At 69.2% G+C, this 22408-nt stretch carries 23 protein-coding genes and 1 pseudogene; 19 read left to right on the top strand and 5 right to left on the bottom strand.

Going from position 1 to position 22408, the window contains the following annotated elements; translation table 11 throughout:
• Window positions 1-16 precede the first annotated feature (16 nt).
• Window positions 17-940 (top strand): peptidylprolyl isomerase, encoded by a 924-nt coding sequence (locus ACW11F_RS01925; protein WP_456995236.1) that lies wholly within the window; start codon window positions 17-19, stop codon window positions 938-940.
• 69 nt (window positions 941-1009) lie between these two features.
• Entirely contained in the window at window positions 1010-1303 is a 294-nt protein-coding gene (locus ACW11F_RS01920) for a hypothetical protein (protein ID WP_456995235.1), read from the top strand.
• A 27-nt stretch (window positions 1304-1330) separates the two neighbouring features.
• Here ACW11F_RS01920 and ACW11F_RS01915 read toward each other — a convergent pair whose 3' ends face one another.
• The 4 genes and pseudogenes from ACW11F_RS01915 to ACW11F_RS01900 all read right to left on the bottom strand — a co-directional run bounded on the left by ACW11F_RS01915 (window position 1331) and on the right by ACW11F_RS01900 (window position 4318).
• Window positions 1331-1813, bottom strand: a complete 483-nt coding sequence (locus ACW11F_RS01915) for a copper chaperone PCu(A)C (RefSeq protein ID WP_456995234.1) — start codon at window positions 1811-1813, stop codon at window positions 1331-1333.
• Window positions 1814-1874: 61 nt separating this feature from the next.
• Window positions 1875-2744 carry a sulfurtransferase gene (locus tag ACW11F_RS01910; RefSeq protein ID WP_456995233.1) on the bottom strand — a complete coding sequence of 290 codons (870 nt, stop codon included), beginning with the start codon at window positions 2742-2744 and terminating at the stop codon, window positions 1875-1877.
• A pseudogene (locus tag ACW11F_RS01905) lies at window positions 2741-3567 on the bottom strand (NUDIX hydrolase). Before ACW11F_RS01905 ends, ACW11F_RS01910 begins: the two are co-directional and overlap by 4 nt.
• A 58-nt stretch (window positions 3568-3625) precedes the next feature.
• Window positions 3626-4318, bottom strand: coding sequence for an FKBP-type peptidyl-prolyl cis-trans isomerase N-terminal domain-containing protein (locus ACW11F_RS01900; protein ID WP_456995232.1), 693 nt, complete (start codon window positions 4316-4318; stop codon window positions 3626-3628).
• 162 nt (window positions 4319-4480) lie between these two features.
• Between ACW11F_RS01900 and ACW11F_RS01895 the strand changes: the two genes are divergently transcribed.
• From ACW11F_RS01895 to nth, 3 genes are all read left to right on the top strand, one after another.
• Complete coding sequence (locus tag ACW11F_RS01895; protein WP_456995231.1) at window positions 4481-5263, top strand: enoyl-CoA hydratase/isomerase family protein; 783 nt, start codon at window positions 4481-4483, stop codon at window positions 5261-5263.
• Entirely contained in the window at window positions 5264-5611 is a 348-nt protein-coding gene (locus tag ACW11F_RS01890) for a hypothetical protein (protein ID WP_456995230.1), read from the top strand.
• 113 nt (window positions 5612-5724) lie between these two features.
• Window positions 5725-6372, top strand: a complete 648-nt coding sequence (gene nth, locus ACW11F_RS01885; protein ID WP_456995229.1) for an endonuclease III — start codon at window positions 5725-5727, stop codon at window positions 6370-6372.
• A 48-nt stretch (window positions 6373-6420) separates the two neighbouring features.
• Here the strand turns inward: nth and ACW11F_RS01880 are convergent, their stop codons facing one another.
• Window positions 6421-7257 (bottom strand): 2OG-Fe(II) oxygenase, encoded by an 837-nt coding sequence (locus ACW11F_RS01880; RefSeq protein ID WP_456995228.1) that lies wholly within the window; start codon window positions 7255-7257, stop codon window positions 6421-6423.
• Window positions 7258-7462: 205 nt separating this feature from the next.
• Between ACW11F_RS01880 and ACW11F_RS01875 the strand changes: the two genes are divergently transcribed.
• From ACW11F_RS01875 to ACW11F_RS01810, 14 genes are all read left to right on the top strand, one after another.
• Entirely contained in the window at window positions 7463-8926 is a 1464-nt protein-coding gene (locus ACW11F_RS01875) for a hypothetical protein (protein ID WP_456995227.1), read from the top strand.
• Window positions 8927-9049: 123 nt separating this feature from the next.
• The gene (locus ACW11F_RS01870) at window positions 9050-11686 is read left to right on the top strand and encodes a TonB-dependent receptor domain-containing protein (protein WP_456995226.1); all 2637 of its coding nucleotides are present in this window, start codon (window positions 9050-9052) and stop codon (window positions 11684-11686) included.
• A 139-nt stretch (window positions 11687-11825) separates the two neighbouring features.
• Window positions 11826-12653 (top strand): type II secretion system protein N, encoded by an 828-nt coding sequence (locus ACW11F_RS01865; protein WP_456995225.1) that lies wholly within the window; start codon window positions 11826-11828, stop codon window positions 12651-12653.
• Complete coding sequence (gspD, locus tag ACW11F_RS01860; RefSeq protein WP_456995224.1) at window positions 12650-14728, top strand: type II secretion system secretin GspD; 2079 nt, start codon at window positions 12650-12652, stop codon at window positions 14726-14728. The genes ACW11F_RS01865 and gspD overlap by 4 nt, the downstream gene beginning before the upstream one ends.
• Window positions 14718-16205, top strand: a complete 1488-nt coding sequence (gene gspE / locus ACW11F_RS01855; RefSeq protein WP_456995223.1) for a type II secretion system ATPase GspE — start codon at window positions 14718-14720, stop codon at window positions 16203-16205. The genes gspD and gspE overlap by 11 nt, the downstream gene beginning before the upstream one ends.
• Window positions 16192-17397, top strand: coding sequence for a type II secretion system inner membrane protein GspF (gspF, locus tag ACW11F_RS01850; RefSeq protein ID WP_456995222.1), 1206 nt, complete (start codon window positions 16192-16194; stop codon window positions 17395-17397). The genes gspE and gspF overlap by 14 nt, the downstream gene beginning before the upstream one ends.
• Window positions 17398-17423: 26 nt before the next feature.
• Window positions 17424-17855 carry a type II secretion system major pseudopilin GspG gene (gene gspG / locus ACW11F_RS01845; protein WP_456995221.1) on the top strand — a complete coding sequence of 144 codons (432 nt, stop codon included), beginning with the start codon at window positions 17424-17426 and terminating at the stop codon, window positions 17853-17855.
• An 8-nt stretch (window positions 17856-17863) separates the two neighbouring features.
• A complete protein-coding gene (locus tag ACW11F_RS01840) occupies window positions 17864-18346 on the top strand; it encodes a GspH/FimT family pseudopilin (RefSeq protein ID WP_456995220.1) in 483 nt (160 codons plus the stop codon).
• Window positions 18339-18710, top strand: a complete 372-nt coding sequence (gene gspI, locus ACW11F_RS01835) for a type II secretion system minor pseudopilin GspI (RefSeq protein ID WP_456995219.1) — start codon at window positions 18339-18341, stop codon at window positions 18708-18710. The genes ACW11F_RS01840 and gspI overlap by 8 nt, the downstream gene beginning before the upstream one ends.
• 5 nt (window positions 18711-18715) lie before the next feature.
• The gene (gene gspJ, locus ACW11F_RS01830; RefSeq protein ID WP_456995864.1) at window positions 18716-19312 is read left to right on the top strand and encodes a type II secretion system minor pseudopilin GspJ; all 597 of its coding nucleotides are present in this window, start codon (window positions 18716-18718) and stop codon (window positions 19310-19312) included.
• On the top strand, window positions 19309-20289 hold the full coding sequence (gspK, locus tag ACW11F_RS01825; protein ID WP_456995218.1) for a type II secretion system minor pseudopilin GspK: 981 nt from the start codon (window positions 19309-19311) through the stop codon (window positions 20287-20289). The genes gspJ and gspK overlap by 4 nt, the downstream gene beginning before the upstream one ends.
• Complete coding sequence (gspL, locus tag ACW11F_RS01820; RefSeq protein ID WP_456995217.1) at window positions 20286-21398, top strand: type II secretion system protein GspL; 1113 nt, start codon at window positions 20286-20288, stop codon at window positions 21396-21398. The genes gspK and gspL overlap by 4 nt, the downstream gene beginning before the upstream one ends.
• On the top strand, window positions 21395-21874 hold the full coding sequence (gene gspM / locus ACW11F_RS01815) for a type II secretion system protein GspM (RefSeq protein WP_456995216.1): 480 nt from the start codon (window positions 21395-21397) through the stop codon (window positions 21872-21874). The genes gspL and gspM overlap by 4 nt, the downstream gene beginning before the upstream one ends.
• Entirely contained in the window at window positions 21871-22224 is a 354-nt protein-coding gene (locus ACW11F_RS01810; RefSeq protein WP_456995215.1) for a hypothetical protein, read from the top strand. The genes gspM and ACW11F_RS01810 overlap by 4 nt, the downstream gene beginning before the upstream one ends.
• Window positions 22225-22408 lie beyond the last annotated feature (184 nt).

Below are 22408 nucleotides of genomic sequence, written 5' to 3'. Positions count from 1 at the left end.
CCCGCTGGAGTTGTGCATGCGCCGTTTGCCGCTGGTCCTCGCCCTGGCTGCCCTGTTCCCGTCATCCGCGCTTGCGCAGGCAGCGGAGGAAACCGCACCGAAACACCGCAGCACGCGGCAGATCGTGGAAGCGGCGCCGGACAGCGCCTGGCGACGGCCGGCGCCGGAGAACCTGCTGCTGATGGAGTTCGGCGACGGGCACCAAGCGCTGATCGAGCTGGCGCCGCAGTTCGCCCCGCGCCATGTGGAGAACATCCGCGCGCTGGCCCGTGGCGGTTTCTGGGATGGCACTTCGATCTACCGCTCGCAGGACAATTTCGTGGTCCAGTTCGGCGATGCCGACGGCGATGACCCGGCCAAGGCCAAGCCCTTCCCGACCGGCGTGGCAAGCAAGCTGCCTGCCGAGTTCGAGCGCGCGGCCACCGGTCTTGCCTTCAGCGCGCTGCCCGATGCCGATGGCTGGGCCGCACAGACCGGCTTCGTGGATGGCTTTGCCGCCGCCCGCGAGAGTGCGCAAGGCCAAGCCTGGCTGGCGCACTGCTATGGCGCGCTCGGTGCCGGCCGCGGCAACGAAGCCGACAGCAGCATCGGTGCCGAACTCTACGTGGTCAGCGGCCAGTCGCCGCGCCAGCTCGATCGCAACATCACCCTGGTCGGACGCGTGCTCGAGGGCATGGAGCAGCTGTCGGTGATCCCGCGTGGCCCGGAGCCCCTCGGCGTCCATACCGAAGCCGAACGTCGTGTGCCGATCCGCCACATCCGCGTGGTCGGCGACATGCCGGAAGCCGAGCGCCCACGCATCGAAGTGATGCGCACCGATTCGCCCAGCTTCGCCGAAGTCGTCGAGTCCAGGCGCAATCGCCGCGACGGCTGGTACCTGCGGCCGGCCGGCCATATCGACTTGTGCAACATCAGCGTGCCCGTGCGTCCGGCGCGCTGAACGCTCCGCTCACACCTGCGTTGCCGGCCGCTGCTAGGCTGGCCTGCCCCACTCCGACGAGGTCCCGCCATGCCCATGCTCCGCCTGCGCATCACCGGCAATACCGATGACGTGCGCACCATCATGAACCTGCTGCAGAGCCTGGATGGCATCGAATACGTCGAGGAAGTCGCCGACCTGATGGATCACATGGACGACGCCGATTCGAGCTCCGCCGGGCTGTCCGATCTGGGCGGGCCGGACGTGCATTCGCTGGAGGTGGAAGTGCCCAATACCGCCACCGCGCGGCGCGTGCGGCAGGTGGTCGAGGAACTGGTGCACGACCTCGACGCGATGGTCGAGTTCGAGGAATACGAGGGCTGAGCGGCAGGCTTCACGCCTGCCTACGTGTCAGTGCCCGTGTGCGTGTTCGTCCCCGGCCTCGCCAGCGGCGGCGCGGGTGGTGAACTCGACCGGAATCTCGCGACCGTCGGCGAGCTTCAGGGTGATGGTGATTTTCTCGCCTTCGACGATGTCGGCCGCCGGCTGCATCAGCATCAGGTGCAGGCCACCGGGCTTGAGTTCGACCACGCCCTGCGCCGGCACCGGCAGCTCATGGATCTGGCGCATGCGGCTGACGCCATCGTCATTGGTCGTCTCGTGCAGTTCGATGTCACCGTAGCGCGCGCTGCTGGCTGAAACCACGCTGGCCACGGTCGGGCATGCGTTTTCGATACGCGCAAAACCGCCATGCATCGGCATGCCGCCGGGCATCATGCGGATCCATGCATCCGAGACTTCGGGAGCGCAGGCGGTGGGTGCTTGCACGCTGCAGGCAGGAAGCGCGACCACGAGGGCCATGGCGGCGAAGACGGGGGCAAGTTTGCTGTTCATGGCGCCATCATATGCCAGTCATGGCAGCGCGCAATTGACCCAGATCACACGGATGGTGCGCTCATGCGCCGGTCGCCACCGGGCGCGCGGGATCGCTGACCCAGCCACTCCACGAGCCCTTGTACAGCTTGGCACCCTCCAGCCCGGCATGCGCCATCGCCAGCAGGTGGTGGCAGGCGCTCACGCCCGAGCCACACATTGCCACCATGTCCGAGGGCGTGCGCCCGCCAAGCAAGGCGGCGAACTCGTCGAACAGCACCTCGCGCGGCTTGAAACGGCCCTGCGCATCAAGATTCTCGGCAAATGGCCGGTTGACCGCACCGGGCACGTGCCCGGCGCGCGCATCGAGGGGTTCGATTTCGCCACGAAAACGCTCGCCGGCGCGCGCATCTAGCAGCACGCCGCCGTGCGCGAGATGGGCGATGACATCCTCATGATCGAACAGCCGCCCGGCCGCGAAGTCCGCCTCGCGCAGCGGCGTCGGTGCACGCGGCACGGCCGGGCCCTGCGCGCAGGCCCCGCCGGCGGCTTGCCATGCCGCAAGGCCACCATCGAGCACGGCGACACGGGCATGCCCGAACCAGCGCAGCAGGCACCAGGCACGTGCCGCGAACATGCCGTTGCCGGCATCGTAGGCCACCACCTGGGTGTCCTCATCGACGCCCCAGCGCGCAACGCATGCAGCGAAGTCCCGCGCATGCGGCCATGGGTGACGGCCCTGGCCCTGTTGCGCCATGTCGGACAGGTCGCGCTCGAGATCGGCATGCTGCGCGCCCGGGATGTGGCCCGCCTCGAACATTCGTGCGCCGGCAGCGACATCGGCAAGGTCGGCACGACAGTCGAGCAACACGATGTCACTGCCCTGCTCCGACGCCGCGCGCAGCGATGCGACATCAACCAGGGTGGTCCACGGGGGTGGTTTGGCGCTCATGGCAGGTGCTCCAGTCGACGGCGCAGGTTTTCCACGATCATTGCGGTCGCGCCCCAGACCCGAGCATGGACGATCCCCGGGCATGGCCGCAATTCGGCGAACGCACGCACCCGCCCCTGCCACGGCATCTGTCGATGGAACAGGCTGCCCGGGGCCAGCGCATGCGCCAGCGGCAATTCGAATACTTCGGCCACTTCCTGTGGATCGGGGCGCGGACGGTAGTCCGGGTCGATGCGCGCCACCACCGGCAGCACGCGAAACCCGGTCACGGTCAGCATCGGGTCGAGGAAGCCCAGCGGCTCGATCTCGGCATCGGCGACGCCGACTTCCTCGGCGGTTTCACGCAGCGCCGCGGCCACGGCATCGACATCCTGCGGCTCCAATGCACCGCCGGGAAAGCTGACTTCACCGGCATGGTGGCGCAGGTGGTCGGTGCGCCGGGTGAACAGCAATTGCGCGCCCTGAGCGCGATCGACCAGCCCCACCAGCACCGCGGCCTCGCGCAGCCGCGGCGGCATCACGTCGGCCAGCATGTCGCGGTTCCAGGGCAAATCTCCCGGCGCCTGATCCAACGGGCGCAACGCACGCACGATGCGCGCCAGCTCGGGGTTCACGGCTCCAGGCCGGAGGGCGGGCACCATCCGCGCAGCGGCAGCACCTCGCGCATGATGCGCCGGCGCTCATCCTCGGCGAGGCCGCGCCAGGCACCGATTTCGGCCGCGCTGCGGCGGCAGCCCAGGCACAGGCCATCGGGATCGAGCTGGCACACGCCGGTGCAGGGACTGGACACCGGTGCCATCGACGGGGACGCCGGAATGCTCATGCGCGACGGGCCTTCAAACGCAGACGCCGGCCAGCGGCCGGCGTCTGCTGCAAGCGTCTTACTTGACGCTGACCAGCTTGATTTCGTACACCGCCGCTGCATTCGGCGGGAAGCCGGTGCGCGGATCGGCGCCGAAGGCCTTCTCCGGCGGCAGCACCACTTCCCACTTCGCACCCGGCGACATCTGCTGAACCACCTCGCGGATGCCCGGCATCGAGATCTCGCTGACCTTGATGCTGGCGGTTTCCGCCTGCGGCACCTGCTGCGGACGCATGTTCAGGGGGAACGGGCCGGTGAACTGTACCTGCACCGTGCTCGCCATCGCCGGGCGTCCGCCGCGGCCGGTCTCCAGTTCGCGGTACAGGATGCCGCCGGCGAGCTGCTTGACGCCGGACTGGCCCTTGTACTGGTTCATGAACTGGGTGGACTTGGTCTGGTTCTCGGCCGCGATCTTCTTGAACTCGGCCTCGGCGGCCTGTGCCTTGGCCTGCTGGCGCTTCTGGAACGCTTCCAGCGCCGGCTTGGCCTGCTCCGGGGTGATCGCCGGATCACGCTTGGCGAGACCATCCTGCACCGCCTTGACCACTGCGGCGGTATCGATCTGCTCGCCACTTTCAGCGAGGTTGCGGGCAAAATCGTAGCCAAAGGCGTAGCTCAGCTTGCCCTTCTCGGAATTGAGATCCTGCGCACCGGCAACGCCCGCGGTCAGGGTAAAAGCCGCGACGGCGGCGGCCAGGAGACGCAATTTCATAGACTTCCTCATGGATGGATGGACATCATGTCCGCAAAACAACGCGTTAGCATAAACAGGCGCGGGCTTAACCGCCACTGACACGCATAGACCATCCACATCGCGATTGGTTCCCGCCTTCCATCCGTTTTTCCTGCCCTGCCAACCCTGTTGCGAGGTTCCATGTCCAGCACGCCCCTGAAAATCGACACCGCCGACGCGGTGCGCACCATCACCATCAACCGTCCGGACAAGCTCAATGCACTGGACAGCGCCACGCTGAATGCACTGCACGCGGCCTTCGACGAAGCCGCCGCGGATGCGCAGGTGCGCGTGGTGGTGCTGACCGGCGCTGGCACGAAAGCATTCGTCGCCGGTGCCGACATCAGCGAGATGAACACCTTGAGCCCGGTCGAGGGCCGCGACTTCTCGCTGCGCGGCCAGCGCATGATGCGGCGGGTGGAGAAGATGCCCAAACCGGTGATCGCCGCGATCAACGGCTTCGCCCTGGGGGGCGGGCTGGAACTGGCGATGTGCTGCCACCTGCGCCTGGCCGCCGACAGCGCCAAGCTCGGCCAGCCGGAAATCAACCTCGGCCTGATTCCCGGCTTCGGCGGCAGCCAGCGCCTGCTGCGTCTGGCCGGCCGCGCCGCGACCCTGGAACTGTGCCTGACCGGCGCACCGATCACGGCAGAGCGCGCGCGCGAGCTGGGCATCGTCAACCGCGTGCTGCCGGCGGACACGCTGCTGGACGAAACCCTGCAGCTGGCACGGCAGCTGGCCGACGCCGCACCGCTGGCACTGCGCGCGATGCTCGACTGCGTCAACATCGGCGGCGAATGCGGCATCGAGGAAGGCCTGGAGTACGAATCGGCCCAGTTCGGCCTGGTGTTCTCCACCGAGGACATGCGTGAAGGCACCCGCGCGTTCCTTGAAAAGCGCAAGCCGGCGTTCAAGGGCACGTGAATGAACGCCCCGGAGTTCATCGCCATCGCCGCGGCCCTGGCCGAGGGTGACGTGGATGCGGCGATCGAACACGGCCTGCTGGCATGGGATGGCGAGGCCGCGGGTCCACATGCGGCCGGGCTGGATGCGCCGGCGATCGCGCTGCTGGCGCATGTGCGCAGCGAGCGTCTGGCGGCCTTGGCCGCACGCGATCGACATGATGCGCGCAATGCACGTCTCGAGCGCCTGGCACGCCAGCGGCGCGCGCGCCAGGCCGCCACGCTGGCCACGAACGAGGGCGGCAAGCCCGCATTGTCCGGTGCCGCCGCGGCAGCGCTGGCCCGCGCACTGGCACGCGCAGGAAAATGAGTCGGGAAGCGGCTCCTCGCCCTACCGGGCGCGGTGTGTCCAAGGCGGCCAAGTCGGCCAGGCCGGCACCACGCAAGACTGCGGCGCGCGGTGCCGGCCGCGCCAGCCCGCGGATGAGCGCGGCCGCCATCGACGAGGCGTTCCGCCGCTGGCATGAGCTCGATCCCGAACCGAAGACCGAGCTGGAATACAGCACACCTTATGAACTGCTGGTGGCGGTGGCCTTGTCGGCGCAGGCCACCGATGTCGGCGTCAACAAGGCGACGCGGCGCCTGTTCCCGGTAGCCAACACGCCGGCACAGATCGCCGCGCTGGGCGTGGAAGGCGTCAAACCCTACATCGCCACCATCGGCCTGTTCAACACCAAGGCCGCCAACATCGTGCGCATGGCCGAGCTGCTGATCGAGCGTCACGGCGGCGAAGTGCCCGCCGAACGCGCCGCACTGGAAGCCCTGCCCGGGGTCGGCCGCAAGACCGCCAACGTGGTGCTGAACACCGCCTTCGGCCAGCCGACCATGGCGGTGGACACGCATATCTTCCGCGTCGCCAACCGCATGGGCCTGGCACCGGGCAAGGACGTGCGCGCAGTCGAGGAGGCGCTGCTCAAGCGCGTGCCGGCGGCCTGGCTGCAGGATGCCCATCACTGGCTGATCCTGCATGGCCGCTACATCTGCAAGGCGCGCAATCCCGAGTGCGGGCTGTGTCCGGTGCACGACCTGTGCCGCTGGCCGGGGAAGACGCCGCTCGAACCACGGGACTGAACCACCCGCAGCCGCGCCGGCAGGCAATGCCGGCTGCGTCGGCTGCACTCAATAATGCACTCCGGCGCGCAACCATTTGGTCGCGATCCACTTCTCGCCACGCCGCACCGGTGCACCGCCATGCAGTGAGGCGGTCATCGGATGCGGGCGGTCGTAACTGAAGAACAGGGCATTGCCCTGGGTGGCACCGATCTCCAGCCGGGTTTCGGGGAAGACCGTGGCGCCGCCACATTCCGGGGTATTGAGGTACATCACCAAGGTGGCCACGCGCTGGCCGCCGCGGGCCAGGGTGGCGGCACTGCCCGGCCGGGCAGGGTCGAACCAGTCATGGTGCGGCTCGTACTGTGCGCCCGGCGCGTAGCGCAGCACCTGCAGGCCTTCGCCATGATCCAGCGGCCAGTCCAGCAGCTCGGCGATGCGCGTTTCCAGACGTGCGATCAGCGGCGTTTCACCACGGCGGAAGAACGCACCTTCGCTGGTGCGCGCGGCATGCACCTGGTCGGCACCGCTGTCCAGGTCCAGCGTGGTCGAGCGCTGCAGCCGGCCGCGCGCGGTTTCGATCAGTTCACTGCATTCCTCGGCCGACAACAGTCCGCCGAACAGCACCACGCGCGGATGCAGCAGGTTCATCAACACCGACACCGCGCGCTCACCGGCTACCAGACGCGCCTCGCCATTGCTTTCGACCGGTGCCGGCACCGGCAATGAAGGTGGCAGGTCATTCGCCTGCGCATGTTCGCCGAGGTAGTCACGCAAGCGCGCCTCCACCTCGTCCAGCGCACTCTGCCGCGGCCAGCCGGCAGCGACCAGCGCCTCGACCACGTCGTCCGGCGAATCGCCGGCATGGATGCGCTGCAACAGCCAATCGGTTTGCAGTGCCTGCATTGCCATCCTCTTCCCGATCCGGACAAGACCTGCGCGCAGTGTGACCGCGCTCGATGACAGTTCGCCTGCAATCTGCACGCAAGCGGATTGTCACATTTCCTCTTTACGGTTCCCGCCGTGTTCGCGAGCGAGACGAGGCGACGCGATCGCACCTCCGCCTCATCACCGACACCTTTCAAATCCACACCCTCCGGGAGCCCGTTCCATGTCCAACTCCACTACCACCAAGAGCCTGCTGGTGACCTTCGGCGCGGTTCTCGCCCTGGCCGCCTGCAATGGCGGCGCCGATCGCGTCGCATCGCCTGGCGAGGGCGCGTTCCCGCCGCCGCCGACCACCCCGCCGCCGCCCCCGCCGCCGCCCGGCCCCACCCCGCCGCCGACCGGTGGCCCGGCCGCCGACTGCCCGACCGGCTTCGACAACATCGGCACGGTCGCCAACAACACCCTGCGCGCCTGCCGCCTGCCGGCGCAGATCATCGGCAATCTGGTGGTGCCGGCGCGCGAAGGCACGGTATACGCGATCAGCGGCAAGACCGAGGTCGGCGAAGACCAGGGCGGCAATGCCCAGGCACCGACCGCCGGAGCGCGCCGTGGCACGCTGACCATCGAGCCGGGCGTGCGCCTGTACGGCAGCTCCGGTGCGGACTTCCTGGTGGTCAACCGCGGGTCCGAGATCTATGCGCAAGGCACCGCCGACGCGCCTATCGTGTTCACCTCCAAGCAGAACGTGGAAGGCCAGACCGGCGTGGATTCGATGGGCCAGTGGGGTGGCGTGGTGATCCTTGGCCGCGCGCCGATCAGCGCCTGCCCGGGTGAAACCGTGTCCGGAACCCCCGAGTGCCAGACCCAGGTGGAAGGCACCAACGCGTTCTACGGCGGCAATGCGCCGCGCGACAACAGCGGCGTGATGAAGTACGTGCGCGTGATGTTCTCCGGCTTCGAAATCGCGCCGAACAACGAGCTCAACGGCATCACCCTGGCCGGCGTCGGCGATGGCACGGTGTTCGAATACATCCAGGTGCACAACAGCTCCGACGATGGCATCGAGTGGTTCGGCGGCACCGTCAACGGCCGTTACCTGGTGCTGACCGGCAACGACGACGACAGCCTGGATACCGATACCGGCTGGAACGGCGCTCTGCAGTTCGGCATCGTCATGCAGCGTGCCAATGGCGGCGACCGCATGAACGAGTGGAGCGCGATCCGCCGCACGCCGTACTCCCAGCCCAAGGTGGCCAACTTCACCTACGTCGGCCGTGCCGGTGGCGGTGCCGCGATCATGCTCAACCAGGGCACCCAGGCCAGCTTCTTCAACTCGGTGGTGACCCGCGTCGCCGGTGGTTCGGGTGATGGCCAGACCTGTCTGGCGATCCAGGACGACAACACCAAGGGCACGTTCCACTCGGTGCACATGTCCTGCCCGGTGGCATTCAAGGATGCGCGCGCGCAGGCCGATTTCGAAGCCGGCACCAACAACGTGGCCAAGGGCGAGTCCACGCTTGCCAACGGCTTCGTCAACGGTGCGGCCGAGTCCGCGGTGCCGGCCTACGCCGCACTGCGCAGCGCCAGCCCCTACTTCCAGCAGGTGGACTACATCGGTGGCGTGCGCAACGCCAGCGATACCTGGTGGAAGGGCTGGACCTGCGGCCTGGACGAGACCGGCTGCTGAGCCCTGCCTGACAGGCGCTCGAGCGGGGTGGCGGAGACGCCGCCCCGCTTCTGCAACACGCATGCGCCGCGGCAGCGCATCCGCATCGATTTCCGCACCGAATCCACGAAACAAGGCCATCCCATGAAGCCCACACCCCAACGCTCCGCGCTGTTCATCGCCATCACCGCGCTGCTCGTATCCACCCCGCTCCTGGCCCAGTCCGGTCCCAGTGCCGACGGGGCCGACGACCAGACGCGCTCGCTCGGCTCGGTGCAGGTCAAGGGCGAATACATTCCCGAACCCATGCTGGACACTTCCGAGGTCGCCTCGTTCGTGACCGAAGCCGACCTGGAGCGCACCGGCGACGACACTGCCGCCAAGGCGCTGACCCGCGTCGCCGGCCTCAGCATGGCCAATGACAAGCATGTGTTCGTACGCGGCCTCAACGAGCGCTACTCGAACGCCATGTTCAACGGCTCGCCACTGCCCAGCCCCGAGCCGATGCAACGCGTGGTGCCGCTGGATCTGTTCCCGGCCGACGTGCTGCAGGGCATCACCGTGCAGAAGACCTATTCGGCACGCTATCCCGGCGAGTTCGGTGGCGGCGTGATCGACCTGAAGTCACTGGCCATTCCGCGCCGCAACTTCGTCAGCCTGAGCATCAGCGGCGGCGGCAACACCGCGACCACCTTCGAGAAGGGGCTTACCTATTACGGCTCGCGCAGCGATTACTGGGGTTATGACGACGGCTCGCGCAAGATCCCCGGCCCGCTGGCCGAGGCGATGGCACAGGGCAAGCGCGTGGACCTCGGCAACTTCAGTCGCGAGGACATCCGTCGCATCGGCCGCAGCTTCCAGAACGCCAACTTCAACCTGTTGCAGGAAAACGACAGCATCGGCCCGGACTTCGGCTTCGGTGCCAGCGCCGGCTACAGCGCCGACATGGGCAATGGCGCACGCCTGGGCCTGGTCGCCGCGGGCGGCTTCGACAACAGCTGGCGCACCCGTTTCGGCCAGCAGCAGGAAGGGTATTTCACCGCGCAGAGCCTGGAGCTGGATCGCGATTACGAGTTCGCCTCCACGCAGAACGATGCGCGCGTCAACATGCTGCTGGGCGTGGGCGTGGAAAGCGGCAAGCACCGTTTCGGCGCCACCACCCTGTACGTGCATGACACGCGCAAGGAAACGCGCAGCCGCTCCGGTGTGGACATCCTGTTCTCCAGCAACGAAGTGCGCGACGACTACACCGAATGGTTCGAGCGCAACATGCTCAGCCACCAGCTGAGCGGCGAACACGGGTTCGGCGAATACGGCGATTTCACCATCGAATGGCGCGTGGCCAGTGCACGCGCGCGTCGCGATGCCCCGTACGAGAAGGGCATCCGCTACGAAAAGGTGGATGGCTACTGGGTGCACGATGGCAGCCGCCAGCAGAACTACACCCGCTTCAGCAAGGTCGATGACCACATGCTGAGCGCCGGCATCGACTTCGGCTACCGCCTGCCGCTGGAGAGCCGCGATGTGAAGCTGTCCGGCGGCTTCGCCTGGAGCGACAACGACCGCAATGCCGAAGCCCGCGAGTTCCGCTTCCTCGCCCTGGATGGCGCGCTGCCGTTCCTGAACCGCTATCAGCGCCCGGATTACCTGTTCTCCGACTACAACCTCAGCCTCGATCTGTTGCGCCTGCGCGAGACCACCGGCGGCTTCGGCGCGGCGGCCTACGACGCCAATCTGGAAGTGCGCGCCGGTTATCTGCAGGCCGAGGTCGAGTTCGCACCCACGCTGCGCGCCACCGTCGGCGTGCGCCGCGAGGATGCCAGCCAGTCGGTGACGCCCTATGACATCTTCACCGGCGCGCCCGACGGCAGCCTGCCGGTGCGCGACAACGCCTACACCCTGCCCGCGGCCACGCTGACCTGGAACTTCGCCGAGAACCAGCAGCTGCGCTTCGGTGCCTCCAAGACCATCACCCGCCCGCAGTTCCGCGAACTGGCCCCGCAGCAGTACAACGATCCGGATACCGATCGCCTGTACTACGGCAACCCGTACCTGGTGGACAGCGAGCTGCGCAATCTGGATCTGCGCTACGAATGGTTCTTCCGTCCCGGCCAGCACCTGACCGCGGCGCTGTTCCACAAGAGCATCGACAAGCCGATCGAGGCCAACATCAACGAAGCCGGCGGCACCATCTTCCAGAGCTATCTGAACGCGCCCTCGGCACGTCTGCATGGCGTGGAGCTGGAGTTCAAGTCCTACCTCGGCGAGGCGTTCCAGATGCCGCTGATGGGCAGCGACAACCGCCTGTTCCTCGGTGCCAACTACACCTGGTCGAAGTCGCGCATCCGTTCGCGCGAGAGCGACACGGTGCAGCCTTACGGCTATGACGCACCGATCCCCGCACGCCTGTTCGTGCGCGACGGGGTGGCCATGCAGGGCCAATCCGAGCACATCGCCAACCTGCAGTTCGGCCTCGAAAACCCGACCGACCGCAGCCAGGCGATGCTGATCGCCAACTACGTCAGCGAGCGCATCACCGCGCGCGGCCGCCCGGGCCAGCCCGATTACATGGAAAAGCCCGGCCTGCTGCTGGATCTTGCCCTGCGCAAGAGCTTCGATGCCGACGCCGCCGGCAATCTGCGCATGAGCGTGGGGCTGTCGCTGCGCAATCTGCTGGGCACCGACCATCGTGAGTACCAGGAGCGCGACGGGCACAAGGTGGATGTCAACCGCTACGCCCCCGGACGCTCGTACTCGCTGAGCCTGTCGGCCAGCTTCTGAGCCACAGCCACATCCCCGGTCAGCCGATCCGGCCGGGGATGTCGGTTTTGCGACAGTTGCGTGCAATCTGCAACAAAGTCGTCATGCAGTCGTCTTAGGCTGCGCGTGCGTGAATCCCGCGCATCCCGCGACACCTCGCTTGCTCCCTCGCCTGCCCGTTTCCGACGCACTCGCCCGCCACCGGCCGGCCCGGCTGCTTCCGGGTGCACTGCTCGCCACCCTGCTGGCCCTGCTCGCCTGGCAGGGCGCGCGCCTGGCCTGGATGCTGCTGCTGGCACCGGCGCCAGTGCAGGCTTCCGCGGGCACGGCCACGCCGCGCGGTGGCAGCCCACAGGTGGTGCATTTCGCAGCGGTGGGTGATCCGTTCTTTGCCACGGCGGCGGCCAATGCACCCTCGGGCGCGGGCTCGGTTTCCGGCCTGCAGCTGTACGCGGTACGCCTCAGCCCGGCCCCGGCTTCGGCCATCCTGCAGGCCGGCAACGGCGCGCAAGCCTCCGTGCTGCTTGGGGAGCGGCTGGAAAACGGGCTGCAACTGGCCGAGGTGGCGGCCGATCATGTCCTGTTGCGCGATGGCGCCGGTGCGCTGCACCGCGTCGCACTGCACTCCGCCGATCCCTCTCCGGCCGCGGCAAGCATGAGTGCTCCCGCGCAGCTGCCACAAAGCGCACCAGCACCCGGCGGCGCCGCAGACGTTTCCGCCGCGGCGCTGGCCCAGGCCAGCTTGGTGCCGGAAATGGAACAGGGCCGCCTGCGCGGCTATCGCATCGCCGCGCGTGGTGATGCGCCGCTGTTGCGCCAAGCCGGCATCGAGCCCGGCGACCTGCTGACCGCGATCGACGGCAATCCGCTCACCGCGGAGACCCTGGCCGAATGGCAACAGGGCGTCGCCAGCGGCGGCGCCAGCACCCTCACCATCATCCGCGACGGACAAACGCGGACCCTCCGACTGCAGGGCACCCATCCTTGAACATCCGCATTCCCCTGACCGCCCTGCTCGTCGCTGCCCTGCTCGCGGCGCTGCCCGCCCCGGCGCAACAGGCCGGTTCTGCACCTGCGCTCAGCGTGCAGGATGCCGACATCCGCGTTTTCATCCAGGACGTGGGCCGCGCCACCGGCACCACCTTCATCGTCGACCCCCGCGTGCAGGGCAAGGTCAGCCTGGCCCGCGACGAGGATCTTTCCAGCCAGGAACTGCTGAGCGTGCTGGTCGCCCTGCTGCGTGCCAACGGACTGGTCGCGGTACCCAACGGGCGCGGCGTGTACCGCGTGGTGCCCGATGACGGCGCGGCGCAGCAGCCGGCATCGCTGGGCTTCGCCACCCGCGTGTTCCCGCTGCGCCGGATCGATGCCAAGGCCGCGGCCGAAGCCGTGCGCGGCCTGGTCAGCCGCGGCGGCGTGGTGGTGCCCGCACCCTCGGGCAATGCCCTGCTGGTGGCCGACTATGCCGACAACCTCCTGCGCCTGCGCGACCTGATCGCACGCATGGACGTGGACAATTCACGCGCCGAGGTGATCCGCCTGCGCAACAGTTCCGCGCGCGAGATCGCCTCGGTCATCGCCGGCATGTACGGCAATGCCGGCATCAGCGCGCTGCCGATCGAAACCAGCAACGCGCTGATGCTGCGCGGCGAGCCGCGCCTGGTGGCCGAGGTGCGCGGCATCATCGGCGATCTGGACAATGCCGGCGATGCCGTCAGTGACGTGCGCGTGGTGCGTCTGCAGCACGCCAGTGCGGAAGAACTGTTGCCGGTGCTGCAGCAGGTGATCGGCCAGCCCGGAGCGCAGGACGCGGCACTGGCCGCACCGGCCGCTCCGGCGCCTCTGGCCACGCCACCGGCGGGCCTGACTGCGCCCACCGGCGGGCATGAAGCCGGTGTCGGGACGCAGGCCGTCGGCAGTGCGCCGCTGGGCGCTTCGCTGGCGCTGGGCCCCGGGCGGCGTGCGCGGGTGGCGCGCTACCCCGGTGCCAACGCCATCATCATCAATGCCGATGCCGACACCCAACGCATGCTGGTGGACACCATCGCCCAGCTCGACGTGCGCCGCGAACAGGTGCTGGTCGAAGCGCTGGTGGTGGAGATTTCCGACGAGGCGGCCAAACGCCTCGGCTCGCAATTGCTGATCGGCGGCAAGGCCGGCAGCAACATCCCGTTCGGCAGCACCTCGTTCCCCGGCACGCAACGACCGGGCATCCTCGAGCTGGCCGCCGGTGCGGCCGCCTGGCGCGACGGCGATCGCGACGGCAGCGCGGTCGGCTCGGCGGCGCGCTCGCTGCTGCAGTACAACGGCGGTCTGGCCGGCCTCGCCGGGGAAACCAGCAACCTGATCTTCGGCCTGATCATCGACGCGGTGCGCAATGACGCCGCCTCCAACCTGCTGTCCACGCCCTCGGTGCTGACCCTCGACAATGCCGAAGCGCGCATCCTGGTCGGTCAGGAAGTGCCGGTGACCACCGGCGAGATCCTCGGTGGCGCCAACGTCAACGCGTTCCGCACCATCGAACGGCAGGACGTCGGCGTGCAGCTGGTGGTGCGCCCGCAGATCAATGCCGGCGGCGGCATCACCCTCAAGCTGCGGCAGGAGGTTTCGGCGATCGCCGGGCCGGTGAGTGCCAACTCGCCCGAATTGATCCTCAACAAGCGCGAGGTGGAAACCGCGGTGATCGCCGATGATGGCGCCATCGTGGTGCTCGGCGGCCTGCTCGACCAGGGTGATCGGCACAGCGTGGACAAGGTGCCGCTGCTCGGCGACATCCCGCTGCTGGGTGGCCTGTTCCGCACCACCAGCCGCAGCCGCAGCAAGACCAATCTGATGGTGTTCATCCGCCCCACCATCGTGCGTGATCGCCGCGATGCCGAGCGCGTGACCGCGCCGCGCTACGACTACATGCGGCGCCAGCAACTGGCACGCCCCGACGTGCAGCGCGCCGACCTGGACGCCTTGCTGGAAGACTATTTCCGCACCACGCCGCCGGCCATGCCCGGGCTTGCACCGCAGCCCGCACCTGCCGCGCCCGCGCCACGCCCTCGCCATGAACAGTGAGCCGGTGCTGCCCTATGCATTCGCCCGCCGCCATGGCGTGTTGCTGCTGGATGCGGATGCCCATGGCGCGCGCGTGGCGCAGCGCGGCGATGCCGGCGTCGATGCACTGCTGGAAGTGCAGCGCGTGCTGGGCCGTCGCTTCAGCCTGGAAACGCTGAGCGAGGACGCCTTCGACCGGCAACTGGCCGAACGCTACGGTGGCGGCGCACTGGCGGCGGACACGCCCGACGAGTTGGGTCTTGACGCCAGCCTGGAGGCATTGGCCGAGGACATCCCGGACGCCGCCGACCTGCTCGACAGCCAGGACGACGCGCCGGTGATCCGCCTGATCAACGGCATGATCGCCGAGGCGGTGCGCCGCGGCGCCTCCGACATTCACATCGAGCCCTATCCCGGCGCGCTGCGCGTGCGCCTGCGCGTGGACGGCATGATGCAGCCGGTGCTGGAACTGCCGGCGCGGCTGGCGCCGATGCTGGTCTCGCGGGTCAAGGTGATGGCCCGGCTCGACATTGCCGAGCGCCGGGTGCCGCAGGACGGGCGCATCTCGCTGACCATGGGCACGCGTGCACTGGACGTGCGCGTGTCCACCCTGCCCGCCGGTCAGGGCGAGCGGGTGGTGCTGCGCATCCTCGACAAGCAGCAGGGCGTGCGCAGTCTGGATGCACTCGGCATGCGCCCGGCATTGCGCGAATCGCTGCAGCAGGCGCTGCAATTGCCCAACGGCATCGTGCTGGTGACCGGGCCCACCGGATCGGGCAAGACCACCACGCTGTACGCCGGCCTGGCACTGCTCAACGACGGCAGCCGCACCATCCTGACGGTGGAGGATCCGGTCGAATACGCGATCGACGGCATCGGCCAGACCCAGGTCAACGCCAAGGTCGGGATGGGCTTTGCCACCGGCCTGCGCGCGATCCTGCGCCAGGACCCGGACGTGGTCATGGTCGGCGAAATCCGCGACCCGGAAACCGCGCAGATCGCGGTGCAGGCCAGCCTGACCGGGCATCTGGTGCTGTCCACCGTGCATACCAACGATGCGGTCGGTGCGATCACCCGGCTGCGCGACATGGGCATCGAACCGTTCCTGCTCGCCAGCACGCTGCGCCTGGTGCTGGCGCAGCGGCTGGTGCGCCGGCTGTGCCCGCACTGCCGCCAGCCGCGGGCGCCCGATCCGCTCAGCCAGCGGCTGATGGGCCGCGACCATGCCGGCCCGCTGTACCGCGCGGTCGGCTGCACGCACTGCCGCCAGAGCGGCTATGCCGGACGCATCGGCGTGTACGAGGCGCTGCGCGTGGACGAACGCCTGCGTGCGCTGATCAATGAAGGCGCCGACGAGGATGCGCTGGCACGCGCCGCGCGCATGGATGCCGGCTGGCTGCTGGATTCGGTGCGCGAGGCGGTGGCGCAGGGCCTGACCACGGTGGAGGAAGCGCTGCGCGTCAGCCGCCAGGAGGCACGTGACGATGCCGTGGTTTGACTATGCCGCGCTGGACATCGCCGGCCAGCCACGCGAAGGCCGCATCGAAGCCGCCGCCGAAGCCGCCGCGCGCGCAGGTCTGGAGTCGCGCGGCTGGGTGGTGCTGAGCCTGGGCGCGCACACCACGCGCGGCGATGCCAGACCGGCCCGTGGCGGGCGCTTCGGGCGCCGCGATCTGGCACTGGTGACGCGGCAACTGGCCACCCTGGTGGAAGTGGCGCCACTGGAGGAGGCGCTGCGCACACTGGCCGCACAGGCGGAAAAAGCCGCCGTGCGCCGCACCCTGGGCGATGTGCATGCCGGCATTGTCGAAGGCCAGCGCCTGTCGGCGGCACTGGCGCGGCAACCGCGCGCCTTCCCGCCGCTGTACCGGGCGATGGTCGCCGCCGGCGAGGGCGTTGGCGCCCTGCCCCAGGTGCTGGCACGGCTGGCCGACCTCAATGAACGCGAACAGGCGGTGCGTGCACGCCTGCTGACCACGCTGATCTATCCCGCGGTGCTGGCGCTGGTGGCACTGGCGGTGGTGATCGCGCTGATGACCTTCGTGGTGCCGAAGGTGGTCGAGCAGTTCGATTCGATGGGCCGCAGCCTGCCGCCGCTGACCCGCGCGGTGATCGCGGTGTCCGAGCTGATGACCGGCTGGGGCTGGCTGCTGCTGGTGCTCGCCGCGCTGGCGGCACTGGCATCGATGCTGGCACTGCGCCGCGAGGACGTGCGCCTGCGTGTAGACCGATGGCTGCTTGGCCTGCCCTGGCTCGGCCCGCTGCTGGTCAAGCTGCATGCCGCGCGGCTGGCGCGCACCCTTGCGCTGATGCTGGAAAGCGGCCTGCCGATGCTCGAGGGCCTGCGCGCCAGCGTGGACACGGTGGGCAACCGGGTGCTGCGCGCGGCCACCGCCGGCATGGCCGAATCCATCCGCGAGGGTGGCAGCCTGTCGCAGGCCCTGCGCGGTGCCGGCGTGTTCCCGCCCATCCTCCTCTACATGGCCGCCAGCGGCGAGGCCAGCGGCCGTCTCGGCGCGATGCTCGAACGCGCCGCCGACTACCTCGAGCGCGAATTCACCACCTTCACCCAGGTCCTGATGAGCCTGCTGGAGCCGGCGATCATCGTGGTCATGGGCCTCTTGGTGGCGCTGATCGTGCTCTCGATCCTGCTGCCGATCCTGCAATTCAACACCATGGTCGCGCGCTGACCCCCGATTCTTCACGGAGACTGCCCATGTCCACTGCCCCACGCCGCCAACGCGGTTTCACCCTGGTCGAACTGATGGTGGTGATCGTCATCATCGGCCTGCTCGCCACCGTGGTGATGATCAACGTGCTGCCAAGCCAGGATCGCGCGATGGTGGAGAAGGCCCGCGCCGACATCGCCACGCTGGAACAGGCGCTGGAAACCTATCGCCTGGAACTGCTGGTCTTCCCCACCACCGAACAGGGCCTGCAGGCGCTGCTCAAGCCACCGGCGGGTCTGGCGCGGCCGGAACGCTACCGTCCCGGGGGCTACATCCGCCGCCTGCCCGACGACCCGTGGGGCCAGCCCTACCAGTACCGCCATCCCGGCCAGCACGGCCGCTTCGACGTGTTCTCGCTGGGTGCCGATGGCCAACCCGGTGGCGAAGGCGAGAACGCCGACATCGGCAACTGGAACTGAGCCCGGCGATGCCGCAGCCAGCCGCCCGTCGTGCCATCCGCTGTGCCGGCTTCACCCTGGTCGAACTGATGGTGACCCTGGTGCTGATCGGCCTGCTCGGCGCGCTGGTGGCGCTGACCTCCCCCGTGCTCGAATCGCCGGCCGAGCGCGCAGCCACGCGGCTGGCGGCGGCGATGACCGGCGCCCGCGACGAGGCGCTGCTTTCCGCACGCGCGGTGCGCCTGCGACTGGATGCCGAAGGCTATCGCTTCGAGCAACGCGATTTCGAAGGCTGGCAACGCATCGACGACGCGCCACTGGCCGCGCAGCACTGGCCCGGCGGGGTGCGCCCACAGCTGGGCCATGGCGAGCAGGCCGTGGTCCTGCAATGGGATGCGCAGGGAAGCCCGAGCGAGACCCTGGATGACCTGTGGCTGGCCGATGACCGCGGCCGGGTGCAGGTGCGGCTGCGCAGCGATGGCCATGCCCTGGCGGGAAACGGCGATGAGTGAGCGCGGCTGGCTGCAGGGCGGTTTCTCGCTGCTGGAACTGCTGGTGGCGCTGGCCGTGTTCGCGCTGGCGGTACTCGCCCTGCTCAATCTGGGCAGCCAGGGCATCCGTGCCGCGGCGCTGGCCGAGCAACGCCTGCTGGCCGACATCGTGGCGGAGAATCGCGCGGTGGAAGCCGCATGGCTGCCGCTGGCACAACTGCAGGCCAGCGATGCGGGGGTGGAGCACCAGGACGGACGCGAATGGCGCTGGCGGCGGCAGTTGCAGGCGATGGATGGCGGCCTGGTGCGCATCCGCATCAGCGTCGCCGCGAGCGATGCCCCGCAGCAACTGGCCGAGCGTGAACTGTGGCGGCCAGCGCGATGAAACGCATGCACCCGTCCGCACGCGGTTTCAGCCTGATCGAGGTGCTGGTCGCGCTCGCCATCTTCGCCCTGCTCTCGGCAGCGGGCGTGGCGGTGCTGGCACAGTCCGCCGACAACCGCGAAGTGGTGCGCGGGCACATGGCGCGCCTGGCCGAGCTGCAGCGTGCGCGCGCCATGCTGGCCGCCGACCTGGCGCAGGCCGCGCCGCGGGTGGTGCGCGACGCCGACGGCCGGCAGGCACGGGATGCCTTCATCGCGCGCGGCCAGGGTGACCCCGACCGTCTGTTCGCACTGGTCCGGCACGGCTGGGAAAACCCCGATGCCGCGCCGCGCGCCTCGCTGCAGTTCGTCGAATACCGTCTGCGTCAGGGGCGCCTGGAGCGCGCCACCCGGCCGATGCTCGATGGCACCGCCAGCGGTGGCGACCGGGTGCTGTTGCGCGGCATCCGCGCGGCCGAGGTGCGCTACCTGCATCAGGGCCAGTGGCAGGACGGCTGGCCCGGCGGCGTGCACAGCCTGCCGCAGGCACTGGCTCTGGATCTGCAGTTCGAGGATGGCAGGCAGTTGCGCCAGTTCTTCGCCATGCCGGGGCTGGAGCCATGAGCGCGCGCCGGCAACGCGGCGTGGCCCTGCTCACCGTGCTGTTGATGGTGGCGGTGATCTCGGTGCTGGTGATCGCGGTGCTCGATGACATCCGCTTCGGCCTGCGCCGCAGCAGCAATGCCGAAGCGTTGGGCATGGCGCGCTGGCAGGCAGTCAGCGCCGAGGCGTTGGCCATCGCCCGCCTCGGGCAACTGCACCGGGCCAGCCCGCAACGCACCACGCTGGAGGGCGACTGGGCCGGGCGCGAGTTCGCGTTGCCACTCACCGATGGTCTGGCGCGCGCGCGGCTGGACGATGCCACCCATTGCTTCAACCTCAACAGCGTGGTGCAGGGCGGCAGCGACCTCATCATGCGCCGCGAATCGGCGGTGGCGCAGTTCATCGCCCTGGCACGCAGTCTCGACATCCCGGCGGGCCAGGCCGAGGCGCTGGCCGACAGCCTGGTCGATTGGCTCGACAGCGATCAGCAACCAAGCCCGCGCGGCCACGAGGACGCGAGCTACCGCCGCGGGCGTGGCGGCTACCTCACCGGGCAGACCCTCCTGGCCGACGTCAGCGAGCTGCGCGCCATCCACGGCTTCGACGCCAACATCTACCAACGGCTGCGGCCATGGGTCTGCACCCTGCCCACGAACGCGCCCAGCCCGCTCAACGTCAACACCCTGCGTCCGGCGCAGGCACGCCTGTTGCAGGCATGGAGCCTCGGTGCGCTCGACGAAGCGCGCGCGCGCAGCTTGTTGGCGGCACGCCCGGCGGCGGGCTGGGCCAGTGCGCAGGCGTTCTGGACGCAGCCGGAGATCAGCGCACTGGCGCTGGATGCGGAGGCGCTGGCCCAACTCGCCGTGCGCACGCGCTATTTCCGCCTGCGTGCGCAGGTCCAGTCCGGCCCGGCGCAGGTGGTACTGGACAGCCTCTTCGATCAGCAAAGCGACGGCCATGCGCGGCTGGTCGCCCGGCAATGGAACACTCCCGAGTGAATACGCGACTGCTCTGGCTTGATGACGACACCGACGCGACCCGCAGCCTGCTGCTGGGCGCACGTGGCGAGGTGCTCGCGCGCGAAACGCTGGGCAAGGGCGTCACGCCGACCGGCGAGGCTGCACGCACCTGGGCGATCGTGCCCGGGCATGCGCTGCGTGTGCTGTGGATGCCGTTGCCGGCGCGATCCGCGGCGCAGGCGCAGGCGTTGGCACGCACGCGCCTGCAAGGCGAATGGGTCGCCGAGCCGCTCGAACGGTTGCATGTCGCCGTCGGCGGCACGCTGGAGGATGAACGCCACCCGGTCGCGGTGGTGGCGCACGCCCGGATGCAGACCTGGCTGGCGCAGGCCGGCGCACTCGGGCTGCGCCTTGACGGCATGCTTCCCGATTGCCTGGCCGTGCCTGCTCCCGAACACGGCGTACGCATCGTCCAATGGCATGGCGACGCGCTGGTGCGCGGGCCGCAGCTGGCGTTCCGCGCACCCCCGGAACTGGCGCAACGGCTGCTGGCACAGGTTCCCGCCGAGGACTGCACCCGCCACGCCGAGGACGAGAGCGAGCGGCTGATGCTGAAAGGGATTTCCTCGCCGGCGATCAACCTGATGCAGGCGCCCTTCGCCGCGCGCCGCCCGACCCATCCGCTGCTGTCACGGCGCAGCCTCGCGGCCATGCTGTGTGCATTGCTGCTCTCGCCAATGCTGCTTTCCGCAGTGGACGGGCTGCGTTACCGGCGCGCCGCCGAGGCCCTGCGCGCCGAGGATCGCGCCGCGATCGACCGCGCGCTGCCCGGGCGCCCCGCCTCGATGGACGCCGCGACCTGGCTGCAGGATGCCGCCACGCGACAGGCGCATCGGCGCGAGCTGCCGGCCCGCTTGCAGGCCCTGGCGCAGGCGGTGCAGGCCAGCCCGGACAGCCGCATCGACCTGCTGCACCTGGATGCGCAGGGCGTGATCAGCGCCACCGTGCTGCATGCGGATGCGGATGCACTGGCGCAGGTGCTGGCCCGGCTGCAGGCCGGCGGCTGGCCGGCGCGCGCGGGCGACAGCCGCAACGAAGGCACGCAGATGGCCAGTGAAATCGTGCTGGAACCGGGAGTCGGACGATGAATGCCCTTGCCCGCTGGTGGCAGCTGCGCAACCCGCGCGAACGGCGCATGTTGATGCTGATGTTCGCCAGCCTCGCCGCCTTCGTGTTGTTCTTCGGCCTGTGGCGGCCACTGGAGCGCATGCGCAGCGCCAATCAGGCGCGATACCTGCATGCCGCCAATGCACACCTGGATGCCCGCGAGCAACTGGCGTTGCTGGAGCAACCGGCCAGCGCGCCACTGGGTGAAGCCGAGCGGATACAGGCCCTGCGCGACAGCGCCGCGCGCCACGGCCTTGCCATCACGCGGCATGCACACGAGGAGGACGGGCGGGCGCTGATCGTGCTCGAGCGCGCGACACCCGCCGGGCTGTGGCCATGGCTGGACGAGCTGCGCGAACGGCATGCACTGGTGCCCGAAACCCTGCGCCTGCAACGCCGTGACGGCGCGCTGGACGTCCAGGCCGGCTTTGCCGGCGGCCACGAGGCGACGCCATGAACACCGTCCGCGCCTGGGTGCGTCGTCATTGGCCCGTGCTCTGGCTGCTGTTTGCATTGCTTCTTTCCATGTTGCTGCAATGGCCGATGGCGCTGCTGGTGAAGTCGCAGGCGCGTGCGCTGCCCGCCGGCGTGGCCGTTGCCGAGGTGCGCGGCAGCCTGTGGTCGGCCCAGGCGCGCGGGCTGCGCCTGGGGGCGCTGCGTCGGGATCACGTCGAGCTGCATATGCCGCCGGCCAGTCTGTTGCGCGGACGCCCGCAGTTGCTGACGCGGCCGGACTTCGCCACGCTCGCCGCCGAGGCCCTTTCGCCCGGCAATCCCGAGGCCGCCACGCCGGGCGCGAGCGACTGAATACCGGCCACGGCCGCTCTGCTGTCACCTGTCTGTCCGCGCGGTGGCATCGCCACGTCATCTTGCCCGCATCCAATGCATGTCATGCCGTGCGCTGCGCGATCCGTCCCGCCGCGCAGGAAAGCGTCGTCCCGCCTGCGGCTGCACATGCTTTATGACGCTTTGTCATCTTGCTGTCACACAA

This window comes from Luteimonas sp. e5, assembly GCF_054031035.1.
This window is presented reverse-complemented; position numbering and strand designations above follow the sequence as displayed.